The following is a 17914-nucleotide window of genomic DNA, read 5'->3' on the forward strand; positions in this document are numbered from 1 at the left end:
GGGACGACGGTTGTCGCGTGCCGCACCTTCCGGGGTCGAGGGGTCGAGGAAATCTACCGCCGTATCGACCGACGGGCCGCTTTCCAGGTTCACGCTGGGCGGTAGATCCTTTGGGTAGCGCAAATCCACCACAGCTCCCTCTTCCTGAAGCACCGCAGTGGTGCTGGCGGCAATATGCGGCGCCTCGGTCAGCTCAAAGCTGCGACGACCGTTGCGGTCGTACAGCTTCACGCTTACCGTCATGTTGCCGGCATGGTACGTGGTGTTGCGCAAATTGCCCACGGTTATCTGCGCCGGGTTGCCATCGACGTTGGCCGTGTAGCCAGCACTATGCACGTTCGCCTTGGTGAAGGCCACGCCGATGGTGGGCTCGGTGCCATGGTTCGGCGTGCCCGCCAAGCTGCGGTCGGCCAGGTGGTTGTACAGATAGCACGTGCTGCGCGCCACGCCGCCATAGGTGGTGTGGCCGCCCACGGTGTACTTGCCGTGCTCGTGGCGGATGTTGCCGCTCACGGCCGGGTCTTTCCAGCCCGAGTCGGTGGTGTAACGCACCGTGCCATCGGCCTTGTCAGCCGAGTCCTTCAGGCGGTACTGGGTGTAACCGTGCTTGGGCGCCGACACCGTATAGAAGAATGCTTCCAAACCGCGGCCGCGCCAAGCAGGACAGTCGGCCGTGCCGTTGTGGGGCGTGTTTTCGGTGGCGGCGTAGTCCTCGTCCGATACCTCGTTTGTCAGCTGGGTAATCACACGGACCCACACGCCGGCACCGGGAGCCATAATGCGCTCGCTCTCGTCGGTCATCGTGCCCGAGGCGTCCCATTTCGATGCACCCGCCTTGAACTCGATGTCGCGGTTCTCGGCAAAGGCCTCCTGTCCGTCCACAAGCGAAAGATCAGTTTGCGCTGGCGCGATCCGAGTGGGCTCACCAGTCGAAATGCTGCTGCCGATTTTCGCCGTAATGGGAAGACCCGTGCTGTTACGCTCGCGCCATACCCCATTCACCTGTTCCTTCGCCACTTCCCAGCCAACAATCCGCTGACCGGCCGGCACGCGGAACAGCGCATCCACACCCTCCAGGGGAAGGCTCGAGGCCGCATCAGCGCCCACGTACAGCTCGTACTCCACATAGTCGCCCACGTACAGGCCTCCGTCGGGAACGCCCCAGCCCACCGCCCCCGTGCCGTCGGGAGCAAAGGTCTCGGGCGAGGAGCTGTCGATGGCCGCCTTGTCGTAGCCAAAGATGCGACTCTCTACACCGTTCATAACCACCTTGCGCCCGCGTACCACTTCAGCCTGCATGGTAGCCATCAGGTGGCGCAAACGGGTCGAATCTGATGAGGAGCTCGACGCCACCTCAGGGTCTTGATGGTTGGGATCTTTGGTTTCCACGGACCACACATTCATATAGTGCGTCGAGGTCACAGTGCTGAATGCGCCGCCCTGCTTGCCGAACGACGGCGTGGAAGTTTCGTTCCAGCAGCCCTTCTCGGGGTCGGTGGTGGTTTCGGAGGCCCCATAGAAGTCTTCAGGGGTGCGGTCCGCATAGACACCGTCGTAAGCGAAGGTGAAACTGTTGCTAGCACCGGCTAGCGACTGGCCCGAATCGAGCATGCGCTCGGGACGATCCTGCCGAGCATTCGGCGACGCGATGATCAGCGCGATATGACGCACATAGGGGCTCACGTAAGTCAGATCCACCGCAGGATCACCCTTGTAACCGTCGATGGTGTTTGTGCGCTGCGTAGCCGTATAGGTTGGCAATTTGAGCTCATCGCGATGCTCGCGCAGGTACTTTTCGATATCGATGGCATAACAACCCTCATAGCCCCCATGGGTACCCGGCTCCTCCACGATGCCCAGCTTCTCGGCATCACTCCACGACAGGCTCAGCACTTTCTCAGTGCCATCAGCCAAGGGAATCCAGAAGCGGATGTTCTGCACTTGGAACCAGTTCTCGCTCCACAGGGCGTCTTTGGGCACGAACTCACGCGGCACGTACAAGCGCTGCATACGGAAATCGCTGGCTATGGCCACAGGGATTTCTGCCGAGCTGATATGGGACACCCGCTTTTTAGGATCGAGCTTGCCCGAGGTCATTCCGTCTTCGGCATTCGAGAAGAACACGCGGTAACGCTCTTTGTTGGGCGTCAGGTTGTCATCCTGATAATCGGTTACACTGTAAGATCCACTCACAATAGAGAAGCGGTACTTGAACGGGATACGGTAGCTGTACATATACGCCTTATCCCGGAAGTAGAAGTTATCCTGAGTGCCGTTGGCGTCGCCGCGGTCAAGCGTGGTGTCCTGATACTCCGTGGCGCCAGTGTAGGCACGGCGGGTTAACGTCTCTGCCGAGTTCGTCGTATCCCGACGAACCTGAGGCTCCTCAGGATCCTTCTTGTCGGCAAAGGCGTAAGGTCGTCCGTACACGTACAGGTCTGCCATGTTGCGGTTCCAGACACTCGTGAACTCCATGCTATGGAAGGCGCCGGCATTGCCGCGACCGGTCTCGGTCGTGTAGTCGGCACTCCCCTCAATTTCCTTCATGACGATATCGAAGCTCGAAACGAATTCATTGAGATTCAACTGCAAATTGAAGCAGTAGGGAGCGCCCGCAAGCTGCGGCGCATCATCGTTGTCGGGATTCTTGAACCGCACGCACACGGAGCCGCCCGTCGCCACAGCAGCATCGCCCTGAAGCTGAGCGCGAGTTACCACGATATCCCGATGGCCCGTTATGCTCGCACCGGTAATGGTAGCCGCCGAATATTGGTTTGTATGGAAGATGATCTTGTCTACGTAATGACGTACATCCTTCACGTCAGTGCGCGAGGTGGCCAGGGGAATCTCAATACCGGTAGGCAGCACACCATAGTATTTCGCGGTGATGTCAGGACGACACACTGGCAGCGTTTCGCGCAGGACAACCTCATCAGCATGAGACGTCAATCCCCATGTGCGCTCATAGAAGTCGAACTGGTGGCCGATGCCGCGAGTTCCACCACCACCGTCGGTGTCAATGCGATAGGTTCCCTCTTCCGCGTCTTTGTTCTCGTAGTTAGAACGCTCTCCGCCTCCCGGTAGCTGCCAGCGAGCGAACGATACCGCAAAGCGCTGATCGCTGGCAAAAGCCACGTCGCCCGTGCCGTCAACGTCATCGTGATCATTGCCGTCGAAGGAGCCGTCCTTCACCACGTCGTACGCCTTGCGCACAAAGTTGTTGGTCTCATATACCTGCACCTCAGCGCGGGAGATAAGATGCTGCATCTTGTAAGGCGAGAGCGCATCCTTTCCCAACGCACTGACATCCTTGTTCTGATCGCGGATGTAGTCAGTGAAGGACCAGCTTGACTTACCACCCGTTCCTCCATTAAGGTGACCGGCGTCATAGCGCACGGCAGCCTTATGTCCAGAACGCACGCTCCCCGAATAATCGCCACCAATGCGGAGAGCCGAATTGGTCGTACAGTACACCCCAGTTTCGTTCACCTTAAAGAAACGCCCCGTCACTTCAAAGGCGTCGGTCGTGGGATCTTTCGGATTGTAATCCAGGCCGAAATCGGGCGTGCCAGCCACCGTGGTGGTACCTGGCGCATAGGGACTCTGGTTAATGCGCAACGTATAGGTGATTGTTCTTACGCGGAGCGCATCGGGCGGATCGCCATAATTGTAGTCATCAAACGCATCGCGGAAAGCTACAGCTTTGTTCTGGGAGAAATCAGCCACATGAGTGCCATTTGCGTCCGTAGCCAGCAAATTCAGGCGGAAGAATTTCTGGCCCGTGCTCGAGACTTGCACGGCATTGGCCTTGTGGGCCTGAATTTCATCATGGCTCACACGCAGAGTGGAACCGTCCCGATAAGTAATGTTTATGGACTGCACGTAGTCAACGGCGGAAGGATGAATCTTCAAATAGTAGGCGTCGAAGGTATCCGAGGGCAGATTCTGCTGAATATCCATCGTCACACCTGTATTGAGCGACTTAAACGACAAGGGATACCACTCATTGAACGCCTTGGTTTGATCACTGAACTTATAGGTGTTCTTCCATTCGCCCTCCCAATTCTCGCGCGCCTGATCGATCCGAACCAAATCGCTTTGACGGAATCCCGCCAAGAAGGAGCCCTGGGCTTTGTAGCCAATCTCCAGGGCGAAATCTCGTTCAGTCATCGACGAGAAGTAGGATCCGAAAGGCTTTAAACGATGCCCGCCGTCATCGGCCATAGCCCACCGGTCAAAACGGCGCTTGGCACCGCTCGCCAAGCCGTTCGCCGTCGTGCGATCGTCGGTAAAGGCCGAGCGTGATACCAGGTCGAAGAACATCTTCGAGGTATACACCATGCTGCTGTCCTTGAAATGGCGCAGGGCCATCGCCTGACGAATTGCGCCCATGTAGGCGTTGGCATGGGCCTCGATGAAGGTGTAGCGCGACCCGAGGGCTGCATCGGAATAGCCGTTGAAGGTGATGCGCTGGGCCGAGGTGTCAATGTTGGCATTCGCCATGCCCTTCCACCCGCGCAGATTCAAGGTCGTCAAATGGTCGATACCCAAAGCAATGAAATCGGTCTCCAGCAACTGTAAGCTGCCGTCGCCCGAAAGCGGGTAAAACGTATGGCCGTCGCGTAGCGTACGGCCCGGCGCCACGGCGGTGCCATCGTCGTCGGCTACAAAGCCCTCAAGGGCTCCAGCAGCATCAAACACGGGCGAAAGTACGGCCTTAACGGCAGTTGGCAGCACCGTCTCGCTCTCGGAAGGGCCACCCAATTGGATAGTGCCCACCTCGTCGAACATGCGGAATAACGTCGAAGATACCGTGGCCTTCGTAGCGTGAAAACCGGTCCAGGCCTCTTTCGTACCTCCTGTTTCCTGCACAATGGATTCGCGCATGAGGAACAGCGAGACGTCGAAATCCAAGTCCTCGATAATGGAGTAGTGCGTGTTGTTGTACAGTTGCGTCCACAAGGTGAAATCACGGTCGTAGGGCACCGCCAAATAGGATTCGGAATAGTCGCAGTTCGTATCGTTCGTCCATGCCCAATCATTTTCCCGTACGTCGAGGTAGCTACCGTGGGTGCGCACGGCTACATCGGGCCGCGGAACATACAAGTCCGCCGCAGCCGTCGTGGTACGGCCATCGCTCAGCTGCGTAGCCGTTACTCGTCCTCGCAAGGCGTTCGAGCTGTCGACGCTGTTGTACCAATCAGGTCGACCGACGAACTGCGCATGGAGGGTGCCGCTCGCATAGGCCGGCGCCATGACGCCGTAGTCGACCACCACTGTTTTCAGATAGCGGTCCTTAAACGGAGCAAAGGCTCCCTGATCCAACGCAAAGGTGTACCCCTTGGTGTAGTCAGAGGGATCGTTCTGATAGGCCGCCAAATCGGCCAGGGACAGCTCAATATCGGGCGTGTTCCCTACGATGCCCGTCACATTTGAAGCGAAGTAGAACTTTATCTTGGCAAGCGAGGAGCCTAGGCTGCCGTCGTCTTTGCGAATCGCGCCCAAATTGAACAGCCCTGCGTCCATGGCCAGCGTGCGCGCCTTGAATCCGCGCACGAACACCGCGCTCGTGTCGGATCGATTAATAACGCTTTCGAGATCGAACACCACGCGGTTCGCATTGGCGCGCGCCTGGGTGCCGTTGGCCACCGTGAACTTATAGCCTGAGCCCTCGGTCAGCACCGCCACGGGCACCGAAGAGCCCTCGGCATACCCCGACGGATGCTGGCTCGTGGCAGGACGGAAGGCAGCGGCCGAGGTGCCAAAGCTGAAAGGCTCGATCCAGAAGTTCGCATCCACTTTCTGAGCAAAGGCATCGCCGTACGTCCCAGTACGCGGATAGAAGTGCGCCGTGCTCACGGTGTAACCGCGTGTCGTGCTACCGCCGGCGGAGGGCAAACTGATAGTACCCGAGTGATCACCCAAGGTTTCTACTTTGCCATATACCCGCACATTAAAGGCATTGGCTCCTGTAGCCTGCTCCCCCAGCTCGCCAAAGGAAATGCGGATATTCTTAACAGCCGTCATATCTGCCAGGTTTTCAAGGGGGAGCTTCAACGTGCCAGACGCGTCGATGAAAGCAGCCAGATCGTCCATGGAGTAGCTCTTCGCGGGCGTCGGGTCGTTCTGCCAGTTGGACAGACCGCCGGTAATGGACTGTCCCAAATCAAACAAGTCAATGGCGCTCACAATGCTCGTACCGCACACCCATTCCCCCGCGGCGGTCTTCTTGAAGCCGCCGATCTCCAGCAGCGTCGGCACAAAGCCTTTCAACGAAGGGGAACCCGCGACGGACGGAACCTGCGCCAGCTCGTTCATCGACAGCGTCAAATCCACATCCTTGGCCGAGGATTCCGTGGCGTTGGTCATGGTGTAGCCCATCCACGCCCGTTCGCGCTTGCTGTCCTCGCCCCAGCGATAAGGGCCGCACTCAGCCTGCTGCACGCCGTCCAAGCTCCACCCCGAGCTAGTGGTCAGCTTCGGATCGATGGTGGTGATGCGCAAGGTGGCCGCATGAGAGTTGGTCACGTTAGCCAACGGGTTTTCGTAGTTGGTGCGGAAAGTGCCCGTCACCTTGATGTCCTGCACCTTGGTGGGCGTGCCGTGGATGGCCACGTAGCCGCTCGCCGGATGCGTGGCCGACACAGGAACATTGCGCTGATAGAAGTCGAAGTCGATCTCGATATGTTGGAAGTACTCGTCGTCCCACACATCAGGCGTCAGTACCACTGCCCCATCCACGGCGGCCGCGTAAGTGCCGCCCGAAGGTGCGGGGTCGCCCGCCTTCACCTTGTAGGTTGCCAGCTCGGCCGCCGTCAGCGTCTTCACCACCTGGGTGCCGTCAAGGGCGCGAGAGTATAGCCGTACCGAGGCAATGCGCGAGCGTGCAAGGAAATCGCGAGACAACACGATCTCCGTAGTGTCAAAGCCACGATAGCCATCGCCCCATTTCTCGTAGGGTAGGTCGGAAGAGGTGAAGCGTCCAGGCACCACAGCTGAGGCATTCAAGCTGCCAAACTCAAACCAGAAGCCCGACCGATTGGCGTTCAGCGGCGCGGTCTGCACTTGCGTCATTGAGTACTTCAAACCCAGCGGCGAGTTGTCGAAAGCGTACGTGTCAAGCTCCAACTGAGGCTTCGCCACGTGCAGGTTGGCATTGCTGGTATCGTTCATATCCAGGCCGCCACCGTAGAGCGACTCGAATTTCGCCGTCGTTCCGATGACCTCGTTGTCATTGTCGTTCACGCGCGTGGGCGTGCCATGGTAGGCCATGTAGGGCGACGTGCCCAGGTTAGTGCCGCTCACGCCTTCGGTGAAGGAGTTGAAGTACACCTCGGCATGGGAGAAATGCTCAGTCCACGCCGAGCGAGGAATGATAATCGCGCCCGCTTGAGAGGCGTGGTATTTCTGGCCGTCCGGCGTCGAGCCGTCGGCAGCCACAAGGTACTTCGCCTTCAGATCGGCGATGCTGATGGTCTGAGAGGAACGGCTACCATCCTCGCTCAACGAATGGAGCACCATATGGGTGATGGTGGCATACTGCAGAAACGCTTTGTTCAGAATGACGTACTCGGTCTCGAACCCATGGAGCTTTCCATCGTAGGACCACCGCACAAATGGCAGCGCTGTGGTGGAGAGGCGTCCGGGCATAATCTTCGAGCCATTGCCCGTTCCAATATAGAACACGTAGCCCGAGCGGCTATCATCCAAAGCCACGGTCTGCCGATCGCGCGAGTTACCGCTTACGTACACATCTTGATCGCGCCGCGCCGCGCTCAAATCGCCCGGGGCGTTCTTCTCAAAGCCATAGGCGTACACATAAGGCTGAGGACGCGCTACGGCAAGAGTGCCCGCACTCGTATTGGTCACATCCGCGCGCCCGAGCACGCTATCGTAGGTAGACTGCAACGTGCCCTGCACCGTTTGCTTATCGGGCTTGGTAGGGGTGCCGTACAGCGCCACATGGGGTCCCGGATTGGAGAAACGCGTCCCTGGGTCGAAATACACTTCCGAAGCGAACCAGTCGAAATACACTTCGATGTGCGAGAAATAACGATTCTCCCAGGCACTTGCCGGAATAATGATACTGCCCGTAGGAGGCACGCCCTTGCCGCCCGAAGGCGTATCGTAGGGATACGACTCGTACAGGTCGCGATAAGCGCCATCAACAGGATAGATGCGATTGGCTGCATCACTCGCACTGACGAGATACTTCTCTTTTAGCTCGTTGATGGAAAGGGTTTGCACTCGCTCGACATACGAGCCCTCATCGTCGGGCTCCAGCGAGTGAATGACCACTTTCGTAATGCCGGCGCTTGAAAGGAGCGCGCCACCCAAAGCTACCTCGCTCGTCTCAAAGCCGTGGAAGCCGTCCTTGTCGAAGTCGTGCACCACCGGCGTGGTGGAGAACTTGCCCGGTGTAATGCGCGAAAGCGACCGATTCTCGAGATAGTACACATAGCCACTGCGCAGAGAGCCAAGAGCGGCCTCTTGAGTGCCCGTGCGAGACATGCGCACCTTAGACCGACCCTGCATCTCTAAGCCGAAGGCGTTGATCCGTGGTGCCGGGGCCACCCCTACCAGCGTTACCTGCTCGCTGCTCTTCTGATCGAGCTTCGGGTCGTTGTAGTTGGTTCCGAAGGTGCCCTTCAACGGGTAACGGCCAACCGCCGTCACCGTGCCCACGAGCGAGATATAGGCATTCGCGCCACGCGAACCGGCCACATTGGAGGCAAACACGTCCGTCTCCATGGCAACCGCTTGCAAATAGCCGTTGCCCCACACAGAAGAGGGCACCACCACGGAGCCCACCAGGTGCGTTCCGTACTTAGCGGCTTCCGCGCTGCCAGTTGCCACAATATAGGGCTGCAGCTCTTCCTCAGTCAGCTTAATGGTTGAGGCCACCCCTTCGGAATCAACCACATCAAGCTGCAAGAACTGAAAGCCGCTGATTTTTTCGAGGGCCATACGGCTGATAACCACGTGATCGGTCACAAATCCTGAGAAGGTTCCGTCGCTGCGTAACGCGTAGGGCAGCTTCGTGGTCTCGAAGCGTACCGGCTCCATGCGAGCGTCGCCCGGATTAACGAGATGGAACACATAGCCTGAGCGCTTTTCGTCGAGGCGGGCTTCCAAATCGCGATTCGAAGCCCCAGACACCGGATCACTCCAACGGCTGCCATCGGAAGCGCCGTTGGGCGTCCGACCACTGGCGTTATCGAAGGCGTAGGCCCAGCATTGGGGATTGGAAGGATCCACCTTCAGCTGCGCCGTGCTCTGGGTCTTCTGATTCTCATAGTCCTCATACTTTGTCTCGAAGGTGCCGGTCAGCGGGTAAGTGCCCAAGGTGGTAGGCTCGCCGTGAATGGCGACGAACGCCCCCTTTCCCGGCGTGGACGAATCTACCAGACCGTTGAACGAGTCGAACTGCACCGACACGTTCTTCAGGTGCACCCACCACTTTCCGTCGCCCTTCCACACGCTGGAGGGGATGACCGCCGAGCCCACCAAGGCGGTGCCATAGGCGGCAGCTTCCGCGCTGCCCGCCTTCACCACGTAGGCCTGCAGCTGCTGGCGCGTAAGCGTCAGCGGATCGCGGCCGTCTTTGTCGGTGCCGTGGTCGAAAGTAAGTGTCACCGAGGTGATGTCAGCGTTGTCGAGGAAGCCCTTGGAGATGATGACGCGCGACGGATCGAAGCCCAGATGGTTGCTGTGATACCACTCGTTTTCGTAATAGTGGCCGTTGATCCACTCACCCTTCCAGGTGCCGAGATTAGAACCGGGGCGATTCGGCACCCAAGTCGTACCCACCCAACGGCAGTCGCACGCCGTGTAGGACAGGTTCGAGGTGCTGAACGAGCCCGGCTCGGCCTTCGAGCGGCTGGGGTTCGACAGCTGGAAGATGAAGCCCGAGCGCTCCTCGCCCCAGGGGGCGTTCTGGGTGCCGCCCACGGCACCCCAGCGCATGCCCTGGGTGGGCGACACGTCGTAGGCGCGCGCCTGCACCGTGGGCTGCACGGGACCGATAGCCAGAAGATGCGCCTGAGCCGTCTTCGTGTTCAGGCTGGCCGCCGTATAGCAGTTGCCCTGGTCGCCCACGGGCACCACCCATTGGGCGCGGCCGTAGTTCACCGTGGCTTTGTTGGTGTAGCGCCCCTCCGAGCCGTCGCTGGCGGGATGGCGCATAATGCCGCGCACGGTAATATCCACGGGAATGGTCGCCCCCACGGCGAACTCCTTCGCCATCAGGAAGCGCACGTTCCCCGTAAACTTCAGCGGGTTGGGCGTGGACAGCAGCGAGCTGCGCACCTTCGCCGCAATGCCCTGGGCCTCCAGCATCTGGGCGATGTTCGGCTGGCCCGCCTGGGTGCCCAGCGTCCATACCTCGTAGGTAACGCCGCCCTCGGTCTCCTCGCCCTTGTACGTGGGAGCCACGGGGGTATCCACCCACGAGCCGGCGCCCGGGTCCGAGCCCACCTCGAACTGCACCACGCCCGCCTCGGCGCAGAACCACTGGGCAAAGCGCTCCTCCTTGGTCAGGCTGGCCGCCGTCACGGTTTTCGCATCGTAGAGCTGCGTGTTCAGCGCGTCTTTGCGCACGCGGAAGTCTAGCCCGGTCAGCTCGTAGTTCTTGGGCAAATCGTCGTTGACGATGGGACCCCAGGCGGTGTTCACGTCGGGCCCGGCAATCTTCACGTTGCCCGAGGCCTTCATGCCGTAGATGCGGTACTTCGACTCGTAGCCGATGCGGTCAGAGCCCTGACCGCCATCGCCCTGCCATGCCTGTCGATCGTAGTCCCAGGCGGTCTTGTGCACCTCGAAGCCGTTCTTCGGCTCGATGAACGAGGCCGAGGCGCTCCCCTGCTTCGACCAGGTGTAGCCCTTGTCGCCCTTACCACCGAACACCACGGTAGAGGTGGTGTCGAAAGCCACCGTGGAGTAGATCTTGTTACCCGAGGGGTTCGTGTAGTAGCTGATGTTGGTGGTGTAGGGCACGGCCACCAGCAGCGTCAACTTGTCCCGCGCGCCTTCCACCGGGCTTTGCGGCGGATAGATGGGCTTGTCCACGCGGAAGGTCACCATGCCGTCGATGCCCAGGTTCTGGTAGGGCAACGGCGTCAGGCCGAAGTCGTCGATGTTCGAGAACTTCACGTGGTCCAGCTGATTCCACACGTCGTCGCGATCGGTCATGTCGTAGATGAGCACACCGCCCTCATCGGGCTTTCCGATGAAGCTGCCGTTTTTCATAATGTCGTTGGTGAGCTGGGGAATCTTGTTCCCGTTCTCATCCCACACCATGAGGTCGGCGCGGCGCACACCGCCCGAGGGGCTGCTCTCGTGGGACACGCGCACCGCATAGCGCATAAGGTCGATAACGGTATCCTCCTCGGTGGAGGTGTTCGTGGTTTCCACGCGATACACGGTGTAGTTGTATTTGTCCCATAAAATGGGCTCCCACAGTTTCTGAACCTTCGTCTCCCACTGCAGGTTTGTCTTGATGAACGTAATGCTGCGCAGCTGGCTGTCGCCCGTGTTCATCTCACCCGGCTCAATTTGGAAGGGCACCTCGGGCACGTGGGTCACGCCGTCGTCGGGGTCGGTGTAACACTCCACGCGGCCGCCCATGCGCACCACGGCGCTAGTGTTCTCGGGCACCTTCCCCAAGAAGGCCACGTGGAACACAGGGCGCTGGAAGCTGGAATCGAGCTCAAACGTGCCGTCGGAGCCGGTATACACCAGCGTGATCGTACCCGACAGGCCGTCCTTGTAGTATTCCTTGTACACATCCAGGCTGATGGGCGTGCCGTCCAGCAGCACGCTGAAGTCCATGAACAGCGAGGAGTCGGGGATGATGGCCAGGCGCATGGGCTCCGTTTCCGGATTGGCGTTGGGATAGCGCTTGATGCCGTCCTGATACTCCTTATAAGTACGGGCCTCGATGATGGCGCCCTCATCGGTTTTGTACAGGTAGGGCGACACCAGGGTCAGCTGGGTGGGATGGTCCTTGTCGCCCAGCCAGCCGCCCTCGGGCAAATCAAGAAAGCCCAGTTCTGCTACGAAACCCGCGTCGGCGGTGCCCGTATCTTTAATCAGGTAGATGTTCTCGGCGTCGGGGAGGGCCTCCATGCTGCCTAAGGGTGCCGGATAGGGATTGAACACGTCCTTCAGGTTCAGCTCGCCCGCCGCGCGCACGGCAAACGGCGCTCCCAGCACATAGGCAGTGGGGTGAAGCGCCTGCTGCGTCACAACGTCGATAGGGTCTTCCTCGGGCACGCCGAACACCGTGGGCGCGTCGCTGAGGAGTGGAGCGTCGGTCTCCAAAGATGGCCGCGGCACACCTTCCCCTTCAGGCGAACCCGCCCCTTCAGTCGACTCCGAGCCGTTCGCGGCATCACCGCTTCCGACCCCCTCGCTCTCTCCAGCTGCACCCCCCGTTGGGGACGAGGGCTTCTGCCCTTCAGCGCCAGAGGCCGCGTTGCCGCCGGCATTGCTTGAGCCGGCGGCGGCGATCTCCGCGCGGGCGTCAACGGTAAAGGTGTAGGAGCAATCGCGCAGCTCGGAAAGCACCACGGTTCGCTGGCCTGCGCCCACGCTCATATGGAGCGAGAACGTCCCCTTAAGGGGCTCATAGGGCAGCAGCACGTTACGATGGGAAGACAGCAACTCGGACTGATAGGTCGCCTCGTCCTGGGCCGACCATGCCGGCGTCAGCGCCTGCTCGCGCACGGGAGCGGCAAAGAAAAGCACCCGTTCTTGACCAGGATCAACCGAACCCTCATCCCCCTCGAGCGCCACCGAGAGCACACCGTCTTTGCTGACAGTATAGGGCAGAGGCGCCAGCCCCAGCGCCCTCAGGCTGGCGGCATCGGCGGGATCAAGCGTTGCGCGCTGCTCGTCCGTCAAGGCGGAGACATCGAGCACGATCACGCCGCCCTCTCCCGGCTTACCTATGTAGCGCACCTGGTCGGAGCCTTGATCGTCGTCAGCGAGCACCGCCAAGGAGTACCGCAGGTCCTCTTTGGCCACGCCTCCGCGGCCCTGCTCGTCAGCGGGCCACTGGGCCGTCACGGCTATGCCCGAAGCCGCCGGGCTCTCGCCTGCCACGGCAAAAGTCACCAACGAGGTCGCCCAGCCAAGGCCCGCGCCGTTACGACGCGTCATAAGCGGAGCGGCAGCGCCCTTAATCGCAAGCGTGCTGCCAGAGAGCGCTTGCCTGGCCGCTTTCACCTGAATGTCAGAGCCGCTGCACAACGTGACACTGCCCGCCGCCGCCCGCTTGGCCAGCCCCCGCGTCACCGCGCCGGCGGCATCGGACATCGAGCGCACCTCGTAGCCCCACACAACGTCGACTTGAGCGCCCTCGGGAACCGATCCTTTGAGTCCAAGCTCGAAGGCGGGAAGCTCTGTCTCGGCGGTCACCGGATTCTCGGCGCGCAGCACCAAGCGCCCCGACACACCTTCTTGCAATTCGGCTTCCGTAATGCGGCGATATCCCTCGCCGTGGACCTGCCACAGCGTCCAGCCCTTAGGAAGTGCCTGGCCGTAGAGGACAGCTCGAGCGGCAGAACGGGGCGTGTCGCCCTGAGCGCGCTGAGCGGCCGCGTCCTGTACCGCAGCCAATGTCGCCGTGGCATCATCGGCAGCCTTTTGGGCTTCGGTAGCCAAGGCCAGACGCAAGCGCCACTCTTCCTCCGAGAGCGTCGTCGCCATGGTTCCGTCATCTTTTTCATACAGATAGGGCACATCGAGCGTGAAGACAAACGGATCCGCGTCGTTCATGCCGCCCAAGGCGCCGCCCTGCAACAGCACAGCGCGATTTCCCAGGCCAAAGCGAACAGACAAACGCTGGTCATCGGTTAGGTAGCCCGAGGAAACCAAGGGAGCGCCCCATGCAGCCAACTCGGGGCGCAGAGCGGAGGACACCAGCTGGGACATTTCAGCGGTCGCACCATCAAGCGTCGTCTGGGGAAGCACCTGCGCTACATCGGTAAGCTGCGCAGGCATAAGATTGCGAAGAGCTTCCTGATCAAGCGGCTGCTGCTGAATCGCAGCAAGAGATTCGCGTTCCGAAGCCGCTGTCTTGTCGGCGGATCCGTCAGCCTTGGCGCCGGAATCAGGGGCCGAAGGGGCTTCCTCATCGGCAGCCTTCGGCGTTGCCTCGGCGCTCTGGTCGCTGTCATTGTCTGAAGATGCGTCGGAAGAAGCAGGAGCGTCCGACGCGCCAGGCGCCGTTGCCGCCTCCTCACTCGAGGCTGAAGAGCCTTCGGAAGGCGGGGCCGATTCTTCTTCCTGCTCTTCCGCGGAAGAAGCGGGCTCCTCGACGGGAGCGGGGTCGGCGGCGGCTTCCTCGGCCAGCACGCTTACGGCCGATGCGTCGAAGAGCGTCACCGCTAACAGAAACGAAAGAACCGTGGAGAGCGCACGCACCCACGGTTTGGTGCGAAAGGATGGCGGAACCTCTTCCCGGCTGGAAGACCCCTCCTTTCGCGGCTCAACGGCATTACTTAGCTGTGAGCCCCCCCCCCCGCAACGTTTCGGGGTTCGTGGCATTCACGCCGCCCGCCGTGTTGGTCAACGGCGCGGTCGCCATTTTGCCAAGCTCCTCGCTTGGCGAGATACCGTAGTCTCGATTCTGTTTCATGTGTATCCCCAGACTTCTAGAGTCCAACGTACTGCGTCTATCGGAGCAACACTTCCGTTTTATGCAGCCAGTTCGCCACCCGCTTCAGGGTCGGCGAGCACCTTGAGCCCCTGCCGGTAACGAGCGCCCTGCGACAACCGTCATTGGGCAATGCACGACCACCAGGGCATACTGCTCCGATCTTTCGAATTGTAAGACTCCCGTTATCAAACTTCAACCAAACTGTCTACTTCCATCCATTTGGAGCACCGTTCGATCTAGTATTTCTCCTGGTAAAACCTAATAAATCATCAAAGTTGACGCTTTGTTTACGGATGGAAACAAACACAGATGCGCCAACCAATTCCCTCATCTTTCCCCACGTCAACCTCAATTTCCGCAAAAAGCACCACCCTCCCCCGTGGCGCGCCTACTCTCCCTCTTGCCGAAGGCGGTTCTTTTATATAAGAACACTTGTACTATTATTATTCGCCTTTTACCCCGCTTCAAGATGCCCGAAAACCCCAATCAGCATAAGCTTGATGTGTTTTTCGGCGATAGCAGCTGGCAAAAGCTCTACTCGAATCCCCACAGCAACCAGCTCTCTCTTTTCGATAGCACAGAATCTGAAGTCGAACGCAAAGAAGGCCCGGACGAGCTGCTCTCGTACACCAAAACACGCCTCAAGACCGTCTTCCCCGGAGTGTTCGGCCCCGGCATCTTAAAAACATCGGGCAATGCTCCCCTCTTTGCGCTCTTTGCGCTAGTATCCAATCCAAGCAGCAGCGCACTGAACATCGCGGAACGCATTAGCGAGCACCTCATTCGAGAGATCAACGATTTCGGAGGAAAGCGTCTATGAAGACCACCACGCGCAAGTCCATGCTCTATAAAACAAAAGTCGAATACGGCGATTACACCATGAACCATGTGCTGGGCTGCTCCCATGGGTGCCGATACCCTTGCTATGCCATGATGATGGCGAAGCGGTTTGGCACAGTAGCCTCGTATGAAGAGTGGTGCGACCCCGTCCTCGTTTCAAACACCCTCGAACTCCTGGATCGAGAAATACCAAAGCTCAAAGACAAGATCAACCATGTCCAGCTTTGCTTTACCACCGATTCTTTCATGTACGGATATCCCGAGATCTGCGCCATGAGCCTGCGGGCTATAGCCAAGCTCAACGAGCATGACATCCCCTGCATCGTCCTCACGAAGGGCGTTCTTCCCCTTGAGCTTGCCGAGTTCTCACAGGGCAACATCTATGGCATTACTCTTGTTTCCCTGGATGAAGCTTACCGCAGCAACTACGAGCCTGGGGCGGCGCCCTATCGCGAACGCATCGCCTCACTCCGCGCTCTTCATGATCGGGGATGCCGCACCTGGGTGAGCATGGAGCCTTACCCGAGTCCCAACATTATCGACCAGGAGCTCGAGCCAATCCTCCAGGAAGTGAGCTTTGCCGACCGTATTATCTTCGGACGCACCAACTACAACAAAACCGTCTCAAGCTACCCCGACATCAAAGAGTGGTACAACGAGCGTGCTCAGGAAGTCATCACATTTTGCCAAGCAAAGAATATCGATTACTACATCAAGCGCGGTACTCTCACTGGCAAAAATAAAGGCCTCACCTCAGATCGCACCGCGCTGACCGCCTAGAGCTCTGAACCCCTCCCCTTCCCTTTCGCGTCCCTCGTCTCCGGTCAAAGTTCGCATCTATATGAACTCCTTCTCCGTGCTTGGACAAGCGATGCGCGGTGCTCTCCTTACAAGCCGCGGAACAGCTCGGAGAGGGGCACTCCGAGGGCATCGGCAATCCGTTCGAGCGATCGCAGAGTCAGGTTCTTCTTCCCGGCCTCGATTTCGCTCATGTAGGATTTCGTGATGCCCGTCATCAGGGCCAAGGTGCCCTGGGGAATGCCTGCTGCAATGCGCAGAACGCGGATACGACGGCCAACTTTGTCCTGAATGGTCCTCATGGTTCCAGCCTAGCGGATGCCCGTCGGCACCCGTTTCCTTATAGATGAACCATGGTTCAAGATGACGAAAAAAATCCGAGCCCGCCCAAGGCGGACTCGGATTTCAAAAAAGGCATCCAGCCTGCTATAAGAAGCGGAAGGACTACTTGCCGGCCTTCTTCTGCATTTCCTGGTACTCGGCGTAGGTGATAACCTTCACAGCCGGGTTGTGCGGCGTGGCCGGAGCCTCCAGCACGCCTTGCTCAGTGAACTGCTGCACCTGATCGGCGGTGTAGCCCAGGCTCTCCAGAATCTCGGCGTTGTTCTCGCCCAGGTCAGGAGCGCGCTTGTAGTCGGGCTTGAAGTTCGACATGGTGAAGGGCAGACCGATGGTCTTGAACTTGCCACGGGCGCCGCCCTGGTCGATCTCGGGGATGGTGCCGTCGTTCAACAAGTCGGAGTCGTTCTCGATCTCGTGCCAATCGAGCACCGGGCCCACCGGCACGCCAGCCGCGCCCAGCTTGTCGGTCAGCGTGAACTTATCGTACTGCTTGGTGTACTCCTCGATGATGGGGTACAGCTCGTCCTTGTGCAGCTGGCGGTTCTGCCACGGCGTGAACTTCGGATCGTCGGCCAGCTCGGGCTTGTCGATAGCCGCGCACAGCTCCTTGAAGGCCTTCTCGGAGTTCTCGATGACGATGTACACATAGGCGTTGGGGTCGGTCTCCCAGCCCTTGGCCTTGTAGCACCAGCCGATAACCTGACCGCCCTCGGTGTTCTCGGCACGGGGAATAGTGTCAGTCCAATCCCAATCGGGGTACACCTCGTAGTGCGGCAGGGCGCCCAAGTTGTCGAGCATGATCTGGTCGCGCAGCTTGATGCGGCACAGGTTCAGCACGGCGTTCTGCATGGACTGGTACACATAGCAGCCCTCGCCGGTGTGCTCGCGCTGAAGCAGGGCCGAAAGGATGCCGATGCACAGGTGCATGCCAGTGTTGGAGTCGCCGAGCGCCGCCGAGGACTGGGTCGGCACGTTGAAAGAGCCCTCGTTCCAGCCCGTGGTAGACGCCGCGCCGCCCGCAGACTGAGCCACCGGCTCGAAGGCCTTCACCTTCGAGAAGCGCGAGTTCTGACCAAAGCCCTTAAGCGATGCCATGACGCAGCGGGGGTTGATCTTGTGGACGTTTTCCCAGCCAAAGCCCATTTTCTCAACGTCGCCGGGGCCAATGTTCTCTACGAACACGTCGGCCTCCTTCAGCAGCTGGGTGAGAATCTGCTTGCCCTCGTCGGTTTTCACGTTCAGCGTGAGCGACTTCTTGTTGGCGTTCAGCTG

At 59.6% G+C, this 17914-nt stretch carries 5 protein-coding genes (1 of these 5 only partly in view); 2 read left to right on the forward strand and 3 right to left on the reverse strand.

Translation table 11 applies throughout. From position 1 onward, the window contains the following. Positions 1-14388, reverse strand: the 5' end (the start) of a protein-coding gene (locus QZ307_RS03755; protein WP_295996071.1) for an SdrD B-like domain-containing protein. 16500 nt of this gene lie to the left of the window's left edge; only the first 14388 of its 30888 coding nucleotides appear in the window; its start codon is at positions 14386-14388; the stop codon falls past the left edge of the window. 557 nt (positions 14389-14945) lie between these two features. Here QZ307_RS03755 and QZ307_RS03760 point away from each other — a divergent pair. Both QZ307_RS03760 and QZ307_RS03765 read left to right on the forward strand, forming a co-directional pair. Then, positions 14946-15482: a hypothetical protein gene (locus QZ307_RS03760; RefSeq protein ID WP_295996074.1), complete on the forward strand. Its 537-nt coding sequence runs from the start codon at positions 14946-14948 to the stop codon at positions 15480-15482. After that, entirely contained in the window at positions 15479-16282 is an 804-nt protein-coding gene (locus tag QZ307_RS03765) for a radical SAM protein (protein WP_295996077.1), read from the forward strand. The genes QZ307_RS03760 and QZ307_RS03765 overlap by 4 nt, the downstream gene beginning before the upstream one ends. A 107-nt stretch (positions 16283-16389) precedes the next feature. On the opposite strand, the gene QZ307_RS03770 is transcribed toward QZ307_RS03765, so the two are convergent. Further along, positions 16390-16602, reverse strand: a complete 213-nt coding sequence (locus tag QZ307_RS03770) for a helix-turn-helix transcriptional regulator (protein ID WP_295996079.1) — start codon at positions 16600-16602, stop codon at positions 16390-16392. A gap of 142 nt (positions 16603-16744) precedes the next feature. Then, positions 16745-17914 (reverse strand): formyl-CoA transferase (gene frc / locus QZ307_RS03775; protein ID WP_295996082.1); only part of this gene is annotated, 1170 nt, incomplete at its 5' end.

This window comes from uncultured Adlercreutzia sp., assembly GCA_910585575.1.
Taxonomy (GTDB): Bacteria; Actinomycetota; Coriobacteriia; order Coriobacteriales; family Eggerthellaceae; genus Adlercreutzia.